Source organism: Nonomuraea sp. B10E15, from assembly GCF_039871615.1.
Taxonomy (GTDB): domain Bacteria; phylum Actinomycetota; class Actinomycetes; order Streptosporangiales; family Streptosporangiaceae; genus Nonomuraea.
This window is the reverse complement of sequence record NZ_JBDPMB010000019.1, coordinates 19,377-39,129: the sequence shown is the minus strand read 5'-3', so window position 1 is coordinate 39,129 and position 19,753 is coordinate 19,377. Positions and strand designations below refer to the sequence as shown.

Annotated in this window: 18 protein-coding genes and 1 pseudogene; 11 read left to right on the top strand and 8 right to left on the bottom strand. The window is 70.1% G+C overall.

Annotation, left to right across the window (positions count from 1 at the left end):
- Window positions 1–17 precede the first annotated feature (17 nt).
- On the top strand, window positions 18–2,438 hold the full coding sequence (locus ABGB14_RS37110; RefSeq protein ID WP_347648528.1) for an excinuclease ABC subunit UvrA: 2,421 nt from the start codon (window positions 18–20) through the stop codon (window positions 2,436–2,438).
- An 82-nt stretch (window positions 2,439–2,520) separates the two neighbouring features.
- On the opposite strand, the pseudogene ABGB14_RS37105 reads toward ABGB14_RS37110, so the two are convergent.
- Window positions 2,521–2,922 (bottom strand): annotated as a pseudogene (locus tag ABGB14_RS37105) (site-specific integrase); the annotation flags it as partial.
- Between the two features lie 669 nt (window positions 2,923–3,591).
- On the opposite strand from ABGB14_RS37105, the gene ABGB14_RS37100 reads away from it, so the two are divergent.
- The 6 genes from ABGB14_RS37100 (at window position 3,592) to ABGB14_RS37075 (ending at window position 8,658) form a co-directional block, all read left to right on the top strand.
- Window positions 3,592–4,761 (top strand): FAD-dependent oxidoreductase, encoded by a 1,170-nt coding sequence (locus tag ABGB14_RS37100; RefSeq protein WP_347648527.1) that lies wholly within the window; start codon window positions 3,592–3,594, stop codon window positions 4,759–4,761.
- The gene (sigJ, locus tag ABGB14_RS37095) at window positions 4,713–5,651 is read left to right on the top strand and encodes an RNA polymerase sigma factor SigJ (RefSeq protein WP_347648526.1); all 939 of its coding nucleotides are present in this window, start codon (window positions 4,713–4,715) and stop codon (window positions 5,649–5,651) included. Before ABGB14_RS37100 ends, sigJ begins: the two co-directional genes overlap by 49 nt.
- A gap of 157 nt (window positions 5,652–5,808) precedes the next feature.
- Window positions 5,809–7,284, top strand: coding sequence for an FAD-dependent monooxygenase (locus ABGB14_RS37090; protein ID WP_347648525.1), 1,476 nt, complete (start codon window positions 5,809–5,811; stop codon window positions 7,282–7,284).
- Between the two features lie 69 nt (window positions 7,285–7,353).
- Entirely contained in the window at window positions 7,354–7,818 is a 465-nt protein-coding gene (locus ABGB14_RS37085; RefSeq protein ID WP_347648524.1) for a multicopper oxidase domain-containing protein, read from the top strand.
- 29 nt (window positions 7,819–7,847) lie between these two features.
- Window positions 7,848–8,270: a nuclear transport factor 2 family protein gene (locus ABGB14_RS37080; RefSeq protein ID WP_347648523.1), complete on the top strand. Its 423-nt coding sequence runs from the start codon at window positions 7,848–7,850 to the stop codon at window positions 8,268–8,270.
- Between the two features lie 205 nt (window positions 8,271–8,475).
- The gene (locus ABGB14_RS37075; protein ID WP_347648522.1) at window positions 8,476–8,658 is read left to right on the top strand and encodes a hypothetical protein; all 183 of its coding nucleotides are present in this window, start codon (window positions 8,476–8,478) and stop codon (window positions 8,656–8,658) included.
- Window positions 8,659–8,829: 171 nt separating this feature from the next.
- On the opposite strand, the gene ABGB14_RS37070 is transcribed toward ABGB14_RS37075, so the two are convergent.
- The 4 genes from ABGB14_RS37070 to ABGB14_RS37055 form a co-directional block, all read right to left on the bottom strand.
- Complete coding sequence (locus ABGB14_RS37070; protein ID WP_347648521.1) at window positions 8,830–10,047, bottom strand: IS3 family transposase; 1,218 nt, start codon at window positions 10,045–10,047, stop codon at window positions 8,830–8,832.
- A gap of 231 nt (window positions 10,048–10,278) precedes the next feature.
- A complete protein-coding gene (locus tag ABGB14_RS37065; RefSeq protein WP_347648520.1) occupies window positions 10,279–10,635 on the bottom strand; it encodes a hypothetical protein in 357 nt (118 codons plus the stop codon).
- A 161-nt stretch (window positions 10,636–10,796) separates the two neighbouring features.
- Window positions 10,797–11,024, bottom strand: a complete 228-nt coding sequence (locus ABGB14_RS37060) for a hypothetical protein (RefSeq protein ID WP_347648519.1) — start codon at window positions 11,022–11,024, stop codon at window positions 10,797–10,799.
- Between the two features lie 256 nt (window positions 11,025–11,280).
- Window positions 11,281–11,862, bottom strand: a complete 582-nt coding sequence (locus ABGB14_RS37055) for a recombinase family protein (RefSeq protein WP_347648518.1) — start codon at window positions 11,860–11,862, stop codon at window positions 11,281–11,283.
- A 208-nt stretch (window positions 11,863–12,070) separates the two neighbouring features.
- On the opposite strand from ABGB14_RS37055, the gene ABGB14_RS37050 reads away from it, so the two are divergent.
- Together ABGB14_RS37050 and ABGB14_RS37045 are read left to right on the top strand one after the other, a co-directional pair.
- The gene (locus ABGB14_RS37050) at window positions 12,071–12,940 is read left to right on the top strand and encodes a helix-turn-helix transcriptional regulator (RefSeq protein WP_347648517.1); all 870 of its coding nucleotides are present in this window, start codon (window positions 12,071–12,073) and stop codon (window positions 12,938–12,940) included.
- Window positions 12,941–12,966: 26 nt separating this feature from the next.
- Complete coding sequence (locus tag ABGB14_RS37045; protein WP_347648516.1) at window positions 12,967–13,719, top strand: SDR family oxidoreductase; 753 nt, start codon at window positions 12,967–12,969, stop codon at window positions 13,717–13,719.
- Between the two features lie 147 nt (window positions 13,720–13,866).
- Here the strand turns inward: ABGB14_RS37045 and ABGB14_RS37040 are convergent, their stop codons facing one another.
- From ABGB14_RS37040 to ABGB14_RS37030, 3 genes are all read right to left on the bottom strand, one after another.
- Window positions 13,867–14,469, bottom strand: coding sequence for a Tn3 family transposase (locus ABGB14_RS37040; RefSeq protein ID WP_347648515.1), 603 nt, complete (start codon window positions 14,467–14,469; stop codon window positions 13,867–13,869).
- Between the two features lie 82 nt (window positions 14,470–14,551).
- The gene (locus ABGB14_RS37035) at window positions 14,552–14,947 is read right to left on the bottom strand and encodes a hypothetical protein (protein ID WP_347648514.1); all 396 of its coding nucleotides are present in this window, start codon (window positions 14,945–14,947) and stop codon (window positions 14,552–14,554) included.
- 58 nt (window positions 14,948–15,005) lie between these two features.
- A complete protein-coding gene (locus ABGB14_RS37030) occupies window positions 15,006–16,031 on the bottom strand; it encodes an Lrp/AsnC family transcriptional regulator (RefSeq protein WP_347648513.1) in 1,026 nt (341 codons plus the stop codon).
- Window positions 16,032–16,151: 120 nt separating this feature from the next.
- Here ABGB14_RS37030 and ABGB14_RS37025 point away from each other — a divergent pair, with 120 nt between their 5' ends.
- Both ABGB14_RS37025 and ABGB14_RS37020 read left to right on the top strand, forming a co-directional pair.
- On the top strand, window positions 16,152–17,516 hold the full coding sequence (locus ABGB14_RS37025; RefSeq protein WP_347648512.1) for a Gfo/Idh/MocA family oxidoreductase: 1,365 nt from the start codon (window positions 16,152–16,154) through the stop codon (window positions 17,514–17,516).
- The gene (locus ABGB14_RS37020) at window positions 17,513–19,753 is read left to right on the top strand and encodes an alpha-N-acetylglucosaminidase TIM-barrel domain-containing protein (protein WP_347648511.1); all 2,241 of its coding nucleotides are present in this window, start codon (window positions 17,513–17,515) and stop codon (window positions 19,751–19,753) included. The genes ABGB14_RS37025 and ABGB14_RS37020 overlap by 4 nt, the downstream gene beginning before the upstream one ends.

Sequence of the window (19,753 nt, the reverse complement as noted above, 5' to 3'; positions counted from 1 at the left end):
ATCTACGAAACGTGTCGGTGAGCATCCCCAAGGGGCGGCTCACCGCCTTCACCGGGGTGAGCGGCAGCGGCAAGACCTCGCTGGCCATCGACACCCTGCACAACGAGGCCCAGCTGCGCTACTTGGAGGGGCTTTCGCCGTTCGTGCGGCAGTACATCACCCAGCGCAATCGGCCGAAGGTCGACCGCATCTTGGGACTCGGCGCGACGCTCGCGGTCGATCAGCGCCGCCTGAACCGCAATCCTCGGTCCACGGTCGCGACGATCACCGGCATCGACGGGCATCTGGGGCTGCTGTACTCGCGCCTGCCGGGGATCGGCGCGGACCCGGCGGCGGAAAGCGGGGACGGGCATCTGACGACCGCTCATTTCGACCGCAACACGCCGGAAGGGAGCTGTGCGGACTGTCACGGGGTGGGAGGGCACTGGCAGGCGCAGGAGGACCTGGTCATCACCCATCCGGAGCTTCCGCTCTTCGAGGGGGCCTCGCCCTGGTACGCCAAGTGGCGGTCGGGGGAGCACGCGTTCGTACCGGCGCTCGCCGAGAAGCGCGGCGTGGACCTCGGCCGGCCGTGGCGGTCGCTGCCGGAGGAGTTCCGCCACTGCGTGCTGTACGGCACGGGTGAGGAGAAGGTCGAGGCGACCGTCGACATGTCGAACAAGAACGAGACGGTCTCGGTGACCTACACCTCCAGCCAGCCGCTTCGGGGCGCACTCGCCGAGGTGGAGCGGGTGTTCGTGAACGCCCAGACCTCCAGCGCCAAGCAGCGCTACCTGCCGTACATGCGTAAGCTGCCGTGCGGCACCTGCGGCGGCAGCGGGTACGACCAGGTGGCCCGGTCCGTGCGGCTCGGCGGGCTGACCTATCCCGACCTGCTCGAGGTGGACGTACGGGATGTGCGCAGCTGGGCGGAACGTGTGGCCGGCGGCCTGGACGCCCGGCAGCGCGAGGTGGGTGAGCCGCTGCTCCAGGACCTGGGCCGCCGGCTCGGGATCATCAACCGGCTCGGCCTGGCCCATCTCCAGTTGTCCCGGAGGGCGGCGACGTTGTCCGGGGGCGAGTTGCAGCGGACCCGGCTCGCCGCGCAGCTCAGCACCGAGCTGAGCGGCATAGTCTTCGTCCTGGACGAGCCCGGGACGGGGCTGCATCCGGCGGACAAGGCGCACCTGCTCGACATCGCCCTGGAGCTACGTGGGGCCGGCAACACGGTGCTCCTGGTCGAGCACGACCCCGAACTGATCGCCCGGGCCGACTGGGTGATCGACATGGGCCCCGGCGCGGGCCGCCTCGGCGGTGAGATCCTGGTGTCGGGCCTTCCCTCCGACGCGGCCGCCCACCCGATGTCGCTGACCGGACGCTATCTGGCCGGTGAGGGGCCGCGGCTGCGCCGGACCCGCCGTCCGATCGGGGGTGACACCGGATGGGTGGAGCTGCACGGCCTGCGCGCGCACAACGTGACCGCGGATCTGGTACGTTTCCCCGCCGGTCGGCTCACCTGCCTGACCGGGGTAAGCGGCAGCGGCAAGAGCAGCCTGCTCGGCGCGCTCGCGGCGAGCGTGGCGGCCGCCCTGAACGGGCCGACGACAGACACGGTGCGACAGGTCACCGGTCTGGAGGGGTTCGACTGGGTCGCCGTCGTCGACCAGGAACCACTCGGGCGCACGCCACGGTCCAATCCGGCCACCTACAGCAAGGCCTTCGACATCGTCCGCAAGCTGTTCGCCGAGACCGGCCTGGCGCGCGGACGCGGGGTCAACGCCTCCTGGTTCAGCTTCAACACCGCGGGCGGCGGCCGCTGCGAAACCTGCACCGGTTATGGCCGCAAGCTGGTCGACATGCACTTCCTGCCCGATGTGTGGGTGGTCTGCGACGCGTGCGAGGGCCGGCGCTACAAGCCGGAGGCCTTGGAGATCAGATATCTGGGGCTGGCCATCGATCAGGTGCTGGACCTGACCGTCGCCGAGGCGGTGGAGCGGTTCTCCGAACCCCGGCAGCTCGCGGAAACCCTGGCAGCCCTGAACCAGGTCGGGCTTGGTTATCTCCAGCTCGGCCAGAGCGCCACGGAGTTGTCCGGCGGCGAGGCGCAGCGGTTGAAGCTGGCGTCCGCGATCCAGCGCGGCGCCGCGTCCCGCAAGGCCGGCCTCGTCGTTCTCGACGAACCCGTCTCGGGCCTGCACCCGTCCGACGTCCAGCAGGTGGTGGACGCGCTCGACGTGTTGCTCGACTCGGGCAACACGGTCGTCGTGGCCGAACATGACATCCCCGTCGCCGCGTCCGCGGACTGGGTGATCGACCTGGGGCCGGGATCCGGACCGGACGGGGGCGCGGTGGTCGCGGCGGGTACCCCGGACGCCGTCGCGACGGCGGACACCCCGACCGCCGGCTTCTTCCGGCGGTACGCGGCGGGCCTGCCGCTCCTGGAAGTCGGTGACGAGTGAGGCGGGCGGAGGTCTCCTCGCCGAGGCGGACGTAGCGGCCGAGGCTGGCCAGGTGCTGGTGGCGCGACTTGGCCTGGAGTTCGGGCGCGCTGCGGCCGGCCTCGGCCAGGTGCTGCAGGGCGCTGTGGCGCAGTTGGTGGAGCGTCCAGCCTTTCTGGTGCGGGTCGAGCTTGGCGCTGGCCTGCTTGAACAGGTACTCGGCGCGCGGGTAGGACAGTCGGCCGCGTCCGGTGGCCGGGCAGATGTCGGCGGCCGCGGGCGCCCGGGAGCCGGAGGCGGGGGCGCGTCGGTCGGCCAGGAAGAGCGGGCCGGCGGTGCGGCCTTTGAGCAGGCGGGGCAGGAGCCGGGCGGTGCCGGTGCCCCAGTGCACGTACTCGATCGCGCCGCCCACGGAGACCACGCGGGCGCGGCGGAACTCCAGGTCCAGATCCTCGATGTTCAAGGTGAGGATCTCCTCGGCGCGGGCGGCCGTCTCATACAGCATCCGCCACAGCAGGCGCCCGCGCAGGGCGCTCTCGGGGTCGGTGAACAGGGCCTCCAGTCGCGTGCGCGGGATGGCGCGGTCGCCGCGGCGGGCGCTCTTGCGGCGCTGCAGACGGCGGGCGTGGTTGGCGGCCAGCAGTTCCTGGCGCTGGGCCCAGGCGGTGAAGGAGACCAGCGCGGACAGGTGCCGGTTCCAGGTAGCGGCCGCCGCGGTGTTCCAGTACTCCATCACCGTGGCGTAGTCCTCGGGCCTCAGGCTCGCGGTGGGCCGGGTGCCGGCCAGCGCGGTCAGACGGGTGAGGGTGGCGGCGTAGCCGGCGCGGGTAGTGGCGGCCTGCACCTGGTCGAGGAAGCGGCCGACCGCGGCCGCGACACTCTGCCCGCCTGCCGGAGCATCGGCGCTCGGCGCGAGGAAGGAGACGACCGTCACTGCAGCTCCTGCACGTCGATGTGACACGTCATGTGGCCGAGTCGCGTCCCGGCCGGCTCGCCGCGAGCTGGGCGTGGTCCCGGCCGCGAGGGTCAGTGTGACAGATAATAGATAGTCTGTGTCACAGTCTGGGATGGGCCGAAGGCTCTGCCGCGAGCACGTGTTCCGCGCCTATGTGTGGAGTGACGCACGTCACGTCGCCTCCGGTCACGTCGCTGCGGTCCCCGGTGTCTTGAGGGCGTGACTGTACACAACACTTCACACAAGATCGTGGTCATCGGCGGCGGATACGCGGGAACGGTCGCGGCCAACCACCTCCAGTTGCGCGACGACGTCGACATCACCCTGGTCAACTCCCGCCCGACGTTCGTCGAACGGATCCGGCTGCACCAGTTCGTCGCCGGCGATTACGACCCCTCGGTCGACTACGGCACCCTGCTTGGCGACGGCATCAAGCTGGTGGTCGACAACGCCACCCGTATCGACACCGCCTCCCGCACGGTGGGGCTGGCGTCGGGCGCTGCGCTGGACTACGACTACGTCATCTACGCGGTCGGCAGCACCGGCGCAGTCCCCTCCTCCGTGCCGGGCGCGGCCGAATTCGCCTACTCCATCGCCGAGCTCGAATGTGCCCAGCGGCTGCGCGCCAGGCTGGCGGAGCTGCCGGCCGAGGCCGCGATCACCGTGGTCGGCGGCGGGCTGACCGGCATCGAGACCGCCGCGGAGCTCGCCGAACAAGGGCGCAAGGTCACTCTGGTCGAAGGGAGAACCCTGGCCCCCACCCTCAGCGCTCCTGGCCGCCGATCCGTCGCGACGTGGCTGTCCGAGAACGGTGTCACGGTGCTGGAGGGCAGCGCGGTGGCCGAGGTCCGGCGGGACGCGGTCGTCCTCACCGATGGAGCGGTACGGCAGAGCGCCCTCACCATCTGGACGGCGGGCTTCGGCGTGCCGGGCTTGGCGGCGGCCAGCGGGTTGCGCGTGGACGAGCTGGGTCGGCTGCTCACGGACGAAACGCTGGTCAGCGTCGATGACGACCGTATTGTCGCGGCGGGTGACGCCGGTTCACCGTCGGGGCAGCCGCTGCGGATGAGCTGCCAGGCCGCGATACCGCTCGGAGTGCAGGCCGCCGACGCCGTGCTGAGCCGCATCGCGGGAACCGCGCCGGCGGTGATCGATCAGGGTTTCAAGGGGGTGTGCATCAGCCTGGGCAGGCATGCCGGTATAAAGCAGCTCGTCCGCGCGGACGACACTTCCTTGGACACCTACTTCGACGGGCAGGAGGGCGCGCAGATGAAGGAGGAGCAGTGCCGCCAGACGATGATGGGCATCGGCATGGAAGGCCGCAACCCGGGCACCATCGTGTGGTCCAAGCCGGGACCGCGGCTCGCGCAGGTGGCGGCCGCCCGCTGACCACCGACGAGCATGCCGAGCGGTTCACCGTACTGCGGCCACTGCTGTTCACGATCGTCTACGAGATCCTCGGTTCGGCGACAGAATCCGACGACGTGCTGCAGGACAGCTATCTGCGGTGGGCCAAGGTGGATCTCGCGGCGGTGCGCGACACCAAGTCGTATCTGGCGCGGCTGGTGACCCGTCAGGCGCTCAACGCCCTGCGGGCGAGTAAGCGCCGCCGCGAGGAGTACGTCGGCTCCTGGCTGCCCGAGCCGCTGCTGCTCAGCGAGGACGACGCGTCGGCCGATGTGGTGCTCGCCGAGTCGGTGTCGATGGCGATGCTGGTGCTGCTCGAAACGCTCACCCCCGACGAGCGCGCGGTGTTCGTGCTGCGCGAGGTGTTCGAGTTCGACTACGACGCTATCGCCGCAGTGGTGGACAGATCCGTGGTGACGGTGCGCCAGATGGCGCACCGCGCCCGCGGGCACGTACAGGCGCGGCGCAGGCGTTTCGACCCCGTCGACGCCGGGACGTGCACGCGGATCACCGAGCAGTTCATGTCCGCGGCGGCGACCGGTGACATGGGAGAGCTACTCTCGCTGCTCGCGCCGGACGCCACGTATACCGCCGACAGCGGCGGCAAGGTCACCGCGACGCGCCAGCCGGTGGTGGGCGCGGAGAAAGTGGCCGCGCTCGTCATGGAACTGGTCCGCCCGGGGCGGTTGCCTGAATTGCGTATCGAGATCGTCAACTGCAACAACGCGCCCGCGATGGCCGCCTACAGCGGCGACCACCTGGAGGGTGTCGTCCTGGCCGATGTCGTCGACGGGAAGATCACCCACCTCTACTCCATCCGCAACCCGGACAAACTCCTCGCACTGACGGTTCCGCGTCAGATCAGCCGGTAGGAGTCGGCAGCCGCAGCGCAGTAAGTCGCGATCGCGCATGTCTGGCGCGAGCGAAGGTGCCGCCGCAGAAGCGGGGCGGCAGGCGATCGACGAACGCCTCTCCGTCTCCTCTGCGCGTGTTGACCCATTCGACTGAAAGATGACCAAGGAGTTGACCATGACCGATACCCAGGTAGTGATCGCCGGAGCAGGGCCGACCGGGCTGATGCTCGCGTGCGAGCTGGGGCTCGCCGGGATCGATGTGCTCGTCCTCGAGCGGGCCGCGGAGCCTCGAACGGTGGAATCGCGGGCCGGAGCCCTGCACATCCGCACGATGGAGGTGCTCGACCAGCGGGGTCTGCTCGACGGGTTCCTCGAGCGCGGACGGCCGCGACAGGAGGTGCATTTCTCCGGACTCGGTCTCGACCTATCCGATATGGCGACGCGATATCCGTACGCTCTGCTCATCTTGCAGGCCGAGGTGGAACGGCTGCTGGAGGAGCGCGCGGCGCAGTTGGGGGTACGGCTGAGCCGCGACGCCGAGGTGACGGGGTTCAGCCAGGACGAGACGGGCGCCACGGTGGAGCTCGCGGACGGGTCGCGCGTCCGGGCGGACTACCTTGTCGGCTGCGACGGGGGCCGCAGCACGGTGCGCGCGCTCGCCGGCATCGCCTTCCCCGGCACGCCGGCCACGATGACCGCGATGCTCGGCGACGTCGAGCTCGCCGAGCCGCCCGCCGCCGACATCTTCCAGGAGGGACGCGAGCACGGCAGATTCTCGGTGCTGTCCTACGGTCCGGACTGGTACCGGGTGCTGACCAACGAGTTCGATCACGTGGCTGGCCGGGACGAACCGGTGACCCTGGAGACCCTCCGCAAGACCCTGCTCAAGATCGCCGGGACGGATTACGGGATGCACTCGCCGCGCTGGCTCTCCCGGCACGGCGACGCGGCACGCCAGGCCGACCGCTACCGCGAAGGCCGCGTCCTCCTGGCCGGCGACGCCGCGCACATCCACTTCCCGGCAGGCGGGCAGGGCCTGAACACCGGCGTGCAGGACGCGGTCAACCTCGGCTGGAAGCTCGCCGCCGTCGTCCGCGGCCAGGCCCCGGCCCTGTTGCTCGACACCTACCAGGCAGAACGCCACCCGGTCGCCGCCCGCGTCCTGCAGAACACCCGCGCCCAGACCGCCCTCTGGCGGGTGGACGATCACACCTCCGCTCTGCGCGAGGTGCTGGGTGATCTCATCGGCATCGACGAGGTACGGCTGCGCCTGGCCGGGATGATCACGGCGACCGACATCAGGTATCCGATGGCGGGGACGGACGACCTCCTCGGCATGCGGATGCCGGATCTCGACCTCGAACACGGTCGCGTCTACGAACTGCTGCACCGCGCTCGCGCGGTTCTGCTGGATCTCGGCGGTCTCCCGCCGCTCGACGCCGTCGTGATCGGCTGGGCGGACCGAGTCGATCTCGTCCGCGCCCATCCTGCGAAGGGCTCCGACCTCGGCGCGGACGCCGTACTCATCCGTCCCGACGGACACGTCGCCTGGGTCACCCGCGCCGGCGAGCAGCCAGACCTTGACGCTCTCCGGACCGCCCTCACGACGTGGCTCGGCCCAGCTGGTCTTCACGGTGCGCACGATGGGTAGCCGCAGAAGATCCCGGTCGGCGGCCGTGTCCGCATCATCAACCGGCTGGGCACAAGCCGCACTCGCGACGTGGTGGCCTTCCGCGTCGCGCGCAAGGCCACCGACGACAGCCGTACCCCCAGAAAGCTCTCGTCCGATCTGCCGAGCTGGCGCCGCTCGGGCGCCGTCCGGACGCGCGACCTCTCCTTCCGCGCCGGCCAGAACGGACGTCACGGCTGGCTCATCGGCGGGAAGGCGTTCGACCCCGCCGGCACCGACGTCACCACCCGCCTCGGCGACATCGAGGTCTGGCGGCTGATCGCCGACATCCACCACCCCGTCCACCTGCACCTGGTCGGCTTCCGGGTGCTCTCACGCGGCGGCAAGGCCCCGCCGCCCCACGATGCGGGTCTCAAGGACACCATCTCGCTACGGCCAGGCGAAGCAGCCGAGATCATCACTCGCTTCGACGGCTACCGCGGCCGCGACCTCTTTCACTGCCACAACGCCGAACACGAGGACATGGGAATGATGGCCAATCCTGAGGTCATCTGACCCACAACGAATGAAGGGAACCAGGAGAAGTGAGCGAAACCGAACTCAGAAATCACATCGACAAGCTGGCCGAAGGCCTCCGAAACAAAGACATCGCAGGCTTGAAGCAGCTCTACGCCACGGACATCGTCTCCTTCGACGTCGAGCCGCCACTCCAGCATGTAGGGATAGACGCAAAGCTGAAGAACTGGGCGAACGTGTTCGCGGTCTTCGAGGAAGTGACCTTTGAGGTTCGCGACCTGAAGCTCACCGTGGGCGAGGGTGTGGCGTTCGGGCACTGCTTCGCCCGACTCACCGGCACCTTGAAAGACGGGACCTCGACGGACGGGATGTGGGTCCGAGGCACATACTGCTTCCGAGAAATCGCCGGCACCTGGCTGATCACGCACGACCAGGTCTCCGTTCCGTTCGACATCACGAGCGGCCAGGGAGTGACCGACCTCGAACCCTGACAGAGATGATGTCGGTGAGCACCTCCCACCGGGTCTGACTCAGCCCTGACTGACTTCGGGTCTTCAACGGGATCTGTCGGCCCTGGCTGGGAGGTTGCTCGTACGCACTCACCGTGCGTGGCGTTGTGACGTCAGGAGGTTGGGATGCCAAGGAGTAACAAGGTCGGGCACGAGGACGACATCCCAATCCTGCGGGCCGAGCTCCATGACGACGTCACCGCGATGGACGGCAGGTTCATCCGCGACGTCGCGATCGGCGGCCCTGCTCGGCACCATCACCACGGCGGAGTCCGGCCAGTTCGGCACCACTGACCGGCTGGATGCGGGCCGTCTGGCCGGAGCACAGGTGGAGAAGACCGTGTCGCCGTCCATGACGGCGCTGGTGTGATCGAGGGCTCAGCGGCGGGTTGGAGGCCGCCGGATTGATCAATCGTCGCGAGAGCCGCCGCTGGTCGCCGCGACACTGATCCGGCTCAACGACCCCGGGTCAGAGCCTCGGCCGGGAGGCCTTCTTCGAGCAGAACAGACAGCTAATGGACTCACGTGTCCCCTCGGGGACCTACTCGTCGATGTCGTCGGGCTCGGCTCGGGCTGGATCGCGCAGGGGCCGCAGCCCGTCGGCGGGCTGGGAGGCGGTGAAGCTGTACCGGCGACCGGCGTTGAGATCCTCACCGGGACTGGACAGGCAGTGCCTGGCCGCGGTCCCGACGCCCGGCTGGGGTTGGCCGTTCAGCTGTGCACGTTGCCGTGGCTCGGCTTCGTCCCTGATGAACTGCTGCAGGTTCCGCAGGCGGCGGTGCAGCGGTTGGCGACCCAGATGGCGGTGTTTCCCGGGATGCTCGAGCAGTACGACCGGTCGACGCGGAAGCGGCCGCAGACGCGCAGCGATCATTTGAAGCTGGTTATGAAGTATCTGACGTGGAAGAACGCCACGCCGGGCAGCATCCAGTGGAAGGAGCTGGAGCAGTTCCTCCCGGACCGGGCGATGGAGCACGACACCCCATCGCTGTTGTTCCAGCAGGCGGTGGAGCATCTGCAGGCTGCGCAAGTAGTGCGGCCGGGCGCGGTCACGCTCATGGAACTGGTGACCGCTGCGCGGACTGCGGCGGGGAAGCTGACCAGCCAGAAGGTCGCGCATCTGCTGACGCGGCTGATGCGGGCGGATCTGGATCCGCTGCTGGTGGAGGACGCGGAGATCGGGATGTCCCGGCTTCGGTGGTTGACCACGCCGGCGGTCGAGGCGAGCGTTCCGGCGATCGGAGTGTCGGTCGACAAGCTGCTGTACCTGCGGGCGATGGACGCCCACCAGCTTGATATGTCGATGCTGCCGAGGGAGCGGCGCCGGTTCCTGGCCACGGTGGCACGCCGCTCGACGGTTCAGGGCCTGGAGCGGCGAGGAGAACGCCGCCACCCGATCCTGCTCGCTCTGGTCGCCCCCGAGGAAGTCGCCCTGCTCGGTCGTGGTCGGCGTGAAGGCTCGTGCCTGCACCGGGACCAGGCCGAGCTCACGCATGAGCAGCCGAACCAGCTCGGCCGAGCATTCCTCGCCGCACCGGGCCAGCGCGCGGCGCACCCGCCGGTAACCGTAGGTCTCACGCGAGGCCTCGAAGACGGCAGTGATGAGCTGCTTGAGGTGCTCACGCCGGCGAGCGGTCGCCGAGGCGGGCCGGCCGCGCCATTCGTAGTAGCCCGACCGGGACACCCCCAGCCATGCGCACATCGCCGCGACGGTGTGGTCGGCCTTCTCCGCGTCGATGAGCTCGAAGCGAGCTCTCACCGAGTCTCGCCCGCGAAGAAGGCGGCCGCTTCTTTCAAGAACTGCACCTTCTCGCGCAGCTCCTTGTTCTCCCGCTCCAGCTCCCGCAGCCGCGCCCGCTCCGGCCCGACAACGAGCGAGCCTCCTCACCCTCATGCTGGTGCTTGTACCCAGCCTGCTCACCCAGATGATCGCCGACCTCGAAGCCCGGCTCACCGAACCAGCCCCAGGCTGACCAGGACCGCCCTCGCGTCAAGGCAGCCATCTTTTGTGGTAACTGGCGATGTCCCGAACCTCTACGGTGACCTGGATGTTCAGCCCCGTTCCCGGCTTTATGTGCTCGCACAGCATCGCCAGGGTCAGATCGCCCAGATGGGTCTTGAGTTCCGCGTCACGGCCAGGCAGGATCGCCAGGTCCACATGGATCATCGCCTCGGTGACCTCGCCGTTGCCGATGACCGCCTCGGTGATCGAATGGAAGCGGGTTTTGAAATCTGGAAGAGCGCTACCGATCAGCTCGGCCGCGGTGGGATGCAACGCCAGTGCGAACCCGTGGCGGTCGAACGCGTCGGTGAGCGCAGCGGAGTACTCGACGGTGATCTGTGGCATGCCGCTCATTATCTGGCTGGCATCGCTGACTCGGTCGGCCGCCCCGCCCCGATCACGTTCCGCTACCTGACGGCCCAGGACACGTTCGGGAGCGGAGGGCCGACCAGGCTGGCGAGGAGCTCCGTCTGATCAGCCCCACTTGCCTAACATGCCCGACAAGATTATCTCGCTCTGACCTGCGAGAAAGGGCCAAGAACCCAAGATAACCATCGACGCAGCTGGACGATCGTTGCCGAGGTGTGCTCGAAGTCGGCCAGGTGTTGCAGCATGTCGGCGGGGGTGGCGTCGAGGAAGGCGTCCGGCGGCGCGTTCGGGGTGACCGCGGCGGTGACGGCGCGCAGGCAGAGCTGCGGCAACGTCAGCTTCAGGCGGAATTCAGCGAAGCGCACGCGGCCGTCGTCTGCCAGGCCAGGCGGTGTCCATGCGCTCTGGCCTACCGTCCGATCCGCCGGCCCGGCGCGCCTCTTGGGGTGTCGGCAAGCCCGTCGCAGGTCAAGAAGTACACCGGGAGAGCTGGGAGGGGCGGCAAACCCACATTGAGATGATCTTGAGTGGATCTCTATTGGTGGACAGCTACCGGCGCTGAGAACGATCTTGCTAGGGACCAACTGGCAGAACGGGATGCAGGGTGGGAGAAACTACTGGTCAGCGTCGCGCGAGTGCTTCGTAGGCGGTGGAGCGGCCGATTTTGAGAGTGCGGGCCGCTTCTGTGACCGAGACGCCGTCGTCGACCAGGCGGCGTAGCGTGGCCAGCTCGGCGGGGCCGATGACGCGCGGCCGACCGGTCTTCTTCCTGCCAGGCAGCATGGCACCGGTGGCCTCGCGGCGCTTGGCGGCGGCGATCCCCTCGGTCTGACGCTCGGCTCGCAGCTCCAGCTCGTACTCGGCGGCTGCGGCCAGGACCGCGAACATGAACCGACCCTCCTTGATGCCCAGATCGAAGTTCTCCGTCAGCGACACCACCGTGATGCCGCGGTCGCGCAGCTCGTTGACCGTGGTCAGCACGTGCCCCGCCGAACGGCCCCACCGGTCGGACTTCCAGAACTTCAGCGTGTCCCCCGCCTGCGGCAGCGCCAGAAGCGCCTCCCACTCCGGTCGCGCGACACCACGCTTGCCCGACTCCCTTTCCATGACCAGTTCGTCGTAGCCGCTGGCCGCCAGAGCGTCGAGCTGGAGCTGCGGGTTCTGATCACGCGTCGAGACTCGTGCGTACGCCCAGATGGTCATCCGCCATCATCCCGGCGGTGTCCAGAAACGTGTACTTTTCCGGACACCTTAGCGACCAGGCGCGACACCGTCCAGAAACCTCTATCCAGAAAACGCTGCGGCACCGTGTGCTCGCACACGAGGCGGCCCGGTCGGCAGCACCCTTGGACAGCAACACGCATGGGTGCCGTACAGACGAGGTCTGTTGATCACGACATAGCATGACCTGATGGGCATTTCCCGGCTCTCCACAGATGCGCGGCAGCGGCGCAGTTCCGAGATGCGCGCGTTCCTCCGGTCGCGGCGGGCCCGGGTGATGCCCGCTGACGTGGGCATGCAGGCAGGCGAGGGCCGCCGTACGCCCGGGCTGCGGCGGGAGGAGGTGGCGGTGCTCGCCGGCGTAGGAGTGTCCTGGTACACCTGGCTCGAGCAGGGACGCGACATCAACGTCTCCGCCGACGTCCTGGACGCCATCGCCAAGGTGCTGCGCCTGGAGCCCGCAGAGCGCGAGCACCTGTACCTCCTCGCCGGCCTCAATCCGCCACAGGCGGCGCCGTCCGATGGACGGGTCCCCGATGCCGTGCGGCGACTGCTGGAGGGCTGGCTGCCGCGGCCCGCGTACGTCATCGACCGGCACTGGAACGTCCTCGCGGTCAACCGCGCGACGGAGATCGTGTTCCAGTGCAACGAGTACGACCACAACTGCCTGGTCAGCTTTTTCACCAACGCCCGCTACCGTGCGGCAGTCGTGGACTGGCACGACGCGGCGCGAGCGATGATCGGCCTGTTCCGGGCGGACGCCGCCCGCTACCCGGACGATCCCGAATTCGGCCGCCTGGCCGCGGACATGTGCGCCGCTAGCCCCGCCTTCGCCGAGATCTGGGCGGAACTCCCCGTGGGCGGCCCCACTCACGGCACCAAGGCCCTGGAGATTCCCGGCCTGGGGACGCTGACCTTCGAGGCCACCACGCTGCCGCTGCCCGAACTGCCCGGCCACCGCCTGTTGCTGCACACCCCCGCGCCCGGGACGGGAACGGGGGCCCTGCTGGAGCGCTTGGTGGTGGTGTCAGACCCAGGTTCAGCCAACACTGCCGCGTAGGCTCGGGCCGCTCGAGGATTGTCGGCATGAAGCGATTCACGAACAAAACAGTTTTGATCACTGGCGGCACCAGCGGCATCGGCTTCGCGACCGCGCGCAGGCTTCTCGACGAGGGCGCGTACGTCATCATCACCGGCCGCGACCAGCCCCGCCTCGACGCCGCAGCAGAACGCCTGGGCTCTGAGCGGGTCCTGCCCGTCCGCGCGGACGTCAGCGTTGACGCCGACCGCGATCTCCTCGTGCGACGCATCGAGACCTGGCGTGGTGCCCTCGATGCGGTCTTCGCCAATGCCGGAATTGCGGACTTCAGGCCAGAGTTCACCCCGAAGGACTTCGACCACACCGTCGGAATCAACTTCAAGGGCGTGTTCTTCACGATCCAGACGGCGCTGCCGCTGATGGGCGACGGAGGCGCTGTCGTCATCAACGCCTCCTGGACCCTGCACCGAGGCCTCCCTGCGGCCTCGATCTACGCCGCCAGCAAGGCTGCCGTGCACAATCTCGCCCGCACGCTCGGCACCGACCTCGCGGCGCGTGGCATCCGCGTCAACTCCATCAGCCCCGGCTACATCGAGACCGAGATGTACCGGTCCGCCATCGACCCCGACGCGGAGACCCGCATCACGGCGGAGGTGCCGCTCGGCTCGCTCGGCCACCCGGACGATGTCGCCGCTGCCGTCGCCTTCCTGGCCTCGGACGACGCGTCGTACATCACTGGTCAGGACCTCGTCATCGACGGTGGCCTCGTGGCAGCGGCGCCCCTCGGGCTGCGCCTTTGACAGCCATACAACAGCCGTAACAGGCCCACCGCTACGCCGCCTCGGACAGGGTGGTGAAGTCGATCTCGGGCAGGTCGGGGTCGAAGTCGTCCGGACGCAGACGTAGCACGTCGGTCGCGTACAGGCCGAACCGGCTGATGTGCGCGGTCAGGTAGGGCGACAGTTGTGCGACGTCCTCGGCGCCGATCTCCCAGCCCTCCGACAGAAGCTGACGCTCACCTCCATCATGTCTAGCGCGGTATGGAAGATCACGCAGTTGGCCAGCAGGGAGTTGCATTTGATCATCTTCTCCTGCTCGGCCGGGTCGTTGTCGGCGATGACGCCGTCGTTGCCGAAGCGCAGCCAGGCGGAGAAGCCGTTGAAGCCTTCGACCTTGTTGGTGAACGCGGTGATACGCCGCCGCAGGGCCGGGTCGGCGAGGAAACGTAGGAGCGCCACGGTGCGCACGCTGCGGCCGACCTCCCGAAAGGCCCGGTAGATCTCGTTCTTGCGCGAGTGGGAGCCCAGCCGGCGCAGCAGGGTGACGGAGTTGAGCCTGCCCTCGCGGATGGAGATCGCCACCCGCATGAGGTCGGGCCAACGCTGAAAGCACTTGAGCGCGAGCGTCAGCGCCAGCAGGGGCTCATCGGTGTCGGTCTTCTCCCTCGCCCACGCCAGTTCCTCCTGCGAGGGGGAGTAGAAGAGGTACAGCTCGCGCGTCATCATCAAGCGCGGGAACAGCCGATAGGCGGTCCGCTCGACGGACGTCACCGCACGCGCCTCCCGGCTCACCCCGCCCAACGGACAAGACACACCGTAGCGAGACGAACACGGGCGCAACAGACGAAGAAGATCACAGCTTCATCAACCCACCCGCTCGCCCATTTAAGATCATCTCAATGTGGGTTTTGGGCTTATGTGGGCTGACCCCCGTAACGATGTTGTCCCAGTGCAAGTCGCCGTGAATGGGCTGGCGCCGTAGCCGCTCATCCTGAATGGCGGCGTCAGGGTAGAGCTGTTCGCGCCACAAGCGGCGGGCGACGTACCAAGCGGGGAGTTCCTGCCCCTCGTCGGGGACCGGACCGGGTTGGAAGGACAACGTCCGATCCTCGAACGTCACACCACCGTGCCGGGCCAACTGCTGGTGCATATGAGCGATGTGTTGCTCAAGCCCATAAGGGCTGCCGCGGGCGGCGGCGCCCTTCCTCGCGCAGACGTGCACCGTCCAGACACGGTCCCTGTGTTCCATGGCGAGGGATGTGGCTGGAATGTTTTCCGAGGTGAGACCCTGAATCGCCGGATGTGCTCTACCCCCGAGGGGTCACTGGTTCGAACCCGGTACCGCCCGCCGTGGGGAAGACGCGGGCCGCGCGTTTGAGGACCTGGAGGCCGTCGGTCACCTCGACCTCGGCGACTCCGGGGATGGCGCCGACGTCGTGGGTGAGGAAGCGGTAGAGCGTGTCGTCGTCGGCGACGGCGATCTCGCCGCAGAGGTTGTGCCGGCCGGTGGTGGCGGCGATGGAGAGGACGTCGGGGTGGTCGGCGAGCGTGCGACCGGCGACCTCGAGGCGTGAGGGCAGCACGCGCAGCCAGACCAGGGCGACTACGGGTCTGCCCACCTGTGCGGGGTCGACGACGGTGCGCAAACGGAGCGGGCCGCAGCGCATGAGGGCCTCGGTGCGGCGGCTGGCCGTGGCGGAGGAGACTCCGGCGCGGGCGCCGAGCTCGCGCCAGCTGAGCCGCCCGTCGTGGGCGAGGGCGGTCACGATCGCCTCGTCGACGGCGTCGGTCGTGATCTGCCGGGTCCCGCCCGCCTCGGTCCAGGCGTCCCATCGGTCGGCGCGGGCGAGGGTGAGCTCGCGGGTGTGCAGGATGCCCGCGGTCCAGCCGTGCGGCGTGGCGAAGCGCCGGATGACGCGGAGCATCTCGCCCGAGCGTACTCCGGGGAGCTCGCGCAGCTGCCGGGCGGAGATGTCGAGCAGCTGGGCCGAGGTGCGGACGGCGACCTGCGCCACGCAGTCGACCTCGCCGCCCGTGACGGCGAGGTAGCCGGATTCGGGCCACTCGGCGATCTTCTGGGCGACGGTGCGGCTCGCTCCCGGCTCGCACCGTACGCGCAGCCAGACCGTGAACCCGGCGTTGGCCCACTCCCTATCAACCACCGCGGCGACGGTGATCGTTCCTCGCGCCGTCAGGGCGGCGATGTGCCGGGAGGCCGTCGGCGGGCTGGTCCCGGCGATCGTCGCGACCGTGGCGGCGGACGCACGCGGGTGGGCGAGGAGCACCCCGGCGATCCGCCGGTCGATGCCGTGAAGGATGTCGTTTCCGTTCACCGGAAGGGCTTTTGTGAGCGTTTCGTGCGACATTTCCGGCATCGTTGCAGTGGGTGTGGGTTCTCCGCAAGCCTGACCACCGCACAGGGAACTGGGGGAGAGGTGGATCGGGTGGAGCCGGTGACGTTGGGAGTGATCGGTGCGGGGCACCGGGGAGCGGAGGCGTACGCGGACTACTGCCTGCGCCACCCCGATCAGGCCCGGGTGGTCGCCGTCGCCGAGCCCGACCCCGGGCGGCGCGCCGCGATGGCTGCCGCGCACGGCCTGCCCTCGGACCGGGTCTTCACCTCATGGGAGGACATGCTCGCCGGGGAGCGGCTCGCCGAGGCGGTCGTCGTCGCGACGCCGGACCGGGTCCGCAGCGGACCGGTGGGAGCCGCGGCCGATCTGGGCTACGCGATCCTCGTCGAGAAGCCGGTGGCCGTCGAGCCCGGCCAGCTCGACGAGATCCTCGCCCGCGTGGCCGCCGCCGATGTTCCCGTCGCGGTCGCCCATGTCCTGCGGTACACGCAGTTCTTCCGTCAGATCAAGCGGCTGCTGGACGAGGGCGCGATCGGGCGGCTGATCCACCTGGAGCAGACCGAGGACCCCGGCTACTGGCACTTCGTGCATTCCTACGTACGGGGCAACTGGCGGCGGTCGGACACCTCGAGTCCGCTGCTGCTCGCCAAGTCCTGCCACGACCTCGACGTCATCACCTGGCTGGTCGGCGCGGCGCCGGACCGCGTCTACTCCACGGGCCGCCTGACGCAGTTCCGCCCCGAGAACGCGCCGGCGGGTGCGCCGGAGCGGTGCACCGACGGCTGCCCCGCGGCGGCGAGCTGCCCCTTCTACGCGCCGCGCTTCTACGTCGAGCGGCTGCGCGAGCGGAACACCTGGCCGGTCACGGCGGTGACCGCGGACACGTCGGAGGCCGGGCGGCGCAAGGCGCTCGAGACGGGTCCCTACGGGCGATGCGTCTACCGCTGCGACAATGACGCGGTCGATCACCAGGTCGTCGTGCTCGACTACGCGGACGGGACGACGGCGACCCTGCGGATCGGCGCGTTCACCGAGGCCAACACCCGTACCGTACGCCTGCTCGGTTCGCATGGCGAGATCGAGGCGCGGCTGGACACGGGTGTGGTGACGCTCCGCCGGTTTCTGCCGCGCCCCGGCGCCGAGCTCGGGGGCGCGCCACGGTGGGACCGTGACGCCGAGGGTCGCTCGGGCATGCCGGACGACGAGGTCATCACCACGGTCACCGCCCCGGTGGACGAGGCCGACCTGATCGCCGAGCCCGGCCGCCGGGAGTCGGACGGGCACGCCGGCGGCGACGACGGGCTGATGCGCGAGTTCCTGGCGATGGTGTGGGAGCGCAGGGAGCGGCCGGACGCGACCCCGCACGCCACGCTGCCGACCACGCTGGCCAACGCGGCCGTGAGCCACCGGATCGCGTTCGCGGCCGAGGAGTCGCGGCGCACGGGGGCGGTGGTGACGCTGTGACCGGGGCGGCACGCGCGCTGGCGGAGCGGGTCCTGGGCCGGCCCGCCGGTGATGTCGACTTCGAGCTCGACCCCGGGCTCGGCGCCGGCCGCTTCGCCTACGCGGCCGCCGGGGGACGGCTGCGCGTGCGTGGCGGCGACCTGCCGGCGCTCGGGGCCGGGTTGCACCACTACCTCACCGACGTCGCCGGGGTCCAGGTCACCTGGGACGACCCCGGAGCCGCGCACGGCCTGCCCGTGGGCGGCTGGCCGGACGCCCCGGAGACGGGCGCCGTGGCCGCGGTCGCGCTGCGCACCTACTTCAACGTGGTCACCACGGGGTACACGGCCCCCTTCTGGAGCTGGTCCAGGTGGGAGCGCGAGATCGACTGGATGGCGCTGCACGGGATCAACGCTCCGCTGATGGTGCTCGGGCACGAGGCCGTGCTCGCGGCCGCCTTCGCCGAGCTGGGGGCCGGTAGGGGCAAGATCGCCGCCTGGCTCGGCGGCGCCCCCTACCTGCCGTGGACGCTGATGGGCTCCACCAGCTCCTGGGGCGGGCCGTTGCCCAGACGCTGGCCCGAGCGGCGGCTCGAGCTGGCCCGCCGCGTCCTGGCCCGGCAGCGCGAACTCGGCATGACCCCGGTGCTGCCGGCGTTCGGCGGCCATGTGCCCGACGCGCTCGGCGGGGCGGGCTCGCGCCGTACCACCTGGCAGGACTTCTCGACGGCTCTGCTCGAGCCGGGCAGCGCCGCGTTCGACGAGGTCGCCGCGGCGGTGGCGCGCCACCAGCGCGCACTCCTCGGGACCGACCACCTGTACGCCGCCGACCCGCTCATCGAGTCCGTCCCGCCGTCGGCCGACCCGGACTACCTCGCCCGGCTCGGCGCGACGATCTGGCGCGGGCTGCGGCGGGCCGACCCGGACGCGACCTGGGTCATGCAGGCCTGGCCGTTCCACTTCAAGCGTGCCTTCTGGACGGCCGACCGCATCGCCGCCTTCGTACGGGACGTGCCGGCCGACCGGATGTTGCTGCTGGACCTCTGGGCCGAGCACGCGCCCGTGTGGGACGACAGCCGGGGGATCACCGACCGGCCGTGGGCCTGGTGCGCGATCCACAACTTCGGCGGCCGCTTCTCCCTCCACGGCGACCTGCGGGGGCTCGTCCGGGAGTGGCGCCGGGTTGAGGCGTCCCCGCAGCGTGCCCGGCTCCGTGGCTTCGGCCTCGTCCCCGAGGCCACGGAGCAGAACCCGGCTTTCTACGAGCTGGCAGCCACCCTTCCCTGGGATCCGCCGGACGACGTCGAGGCGTGGCTCGCCGGGTTCGTGATCCGCCGCTATCGGCTGGCCGGCGCCGGCGAGGACGTCCGCGGGGCGGCGCTGGAGGCCTGGCGGATCCTGGCCGCGACGCTCTACGGCCCCGGCGCGACCCGGTCGATCCCGTCGCCGGTGATCGCCCGGCCCTGGGACGCCGACGTGCCCTTCCGCAGCCAGCGCCTGGCGGGGGAGGAGCTCGGCCCGGACCGGCCGCCGTCGGCGAACATCGACGCCGAGGCGGACCCGCGGGTCGAGGGCGACCTGCCCGAGCTGGCCAGAGCGGCGGAACTGCTGGCCAACGCGGCTGAGCGGCTCGGGCCGGACGGCCCGTGGGCGGGCGACCTCGCCGACGTGGTGACCCACGTGGTCGCACAGGGTGTGCGGGCGCCGGTGCGCGCCGCGGTCCGCGCGTCGAGGGCGGGCGACCGCGCCGGTGTCGAGCGGGCCGCGGCCGAGGTCCTCGCCGCGTTGGACGGGCTGGAGGAGCTCGCGGGCACGCGGGCCGACCGCCTGACCGGAGCATGGGTGCGGGCCGCGCGGGAGTGGGGTGACGACGCCGAAGAGCGGGACGTCCTGGGCCGCGACGCGCGCCGGATCCTGTCCGTCTGGGGCCGGCCAGGCTCGGGCCTGCACGACTACTCGGGCCGGCACTGGGCGGGCCTGCTCGGCGGGCTGTACCGGCCCCGGTGGGCGGCCTGGTTCGCGCTGCTCGCCGAACTCTCCGACGGTGAGCGGGCCCTGACCGACGAGCGCCTGGCCCAGTACCGCGAGCGCGTCGCCGCGATCGAGGACGCCTGGGTCGCCGGGCCGCACGATCACGCGACGACGCCGACCGGCGATGTCGTCGCGACCGCGCGCCGCCTGCTGGCGCGCGCCACGACGGGCCCCGAGCGGGACGCGGGAGCACCGGCCGGCACGGAGCCGGCCGACGAGAGGAGATGA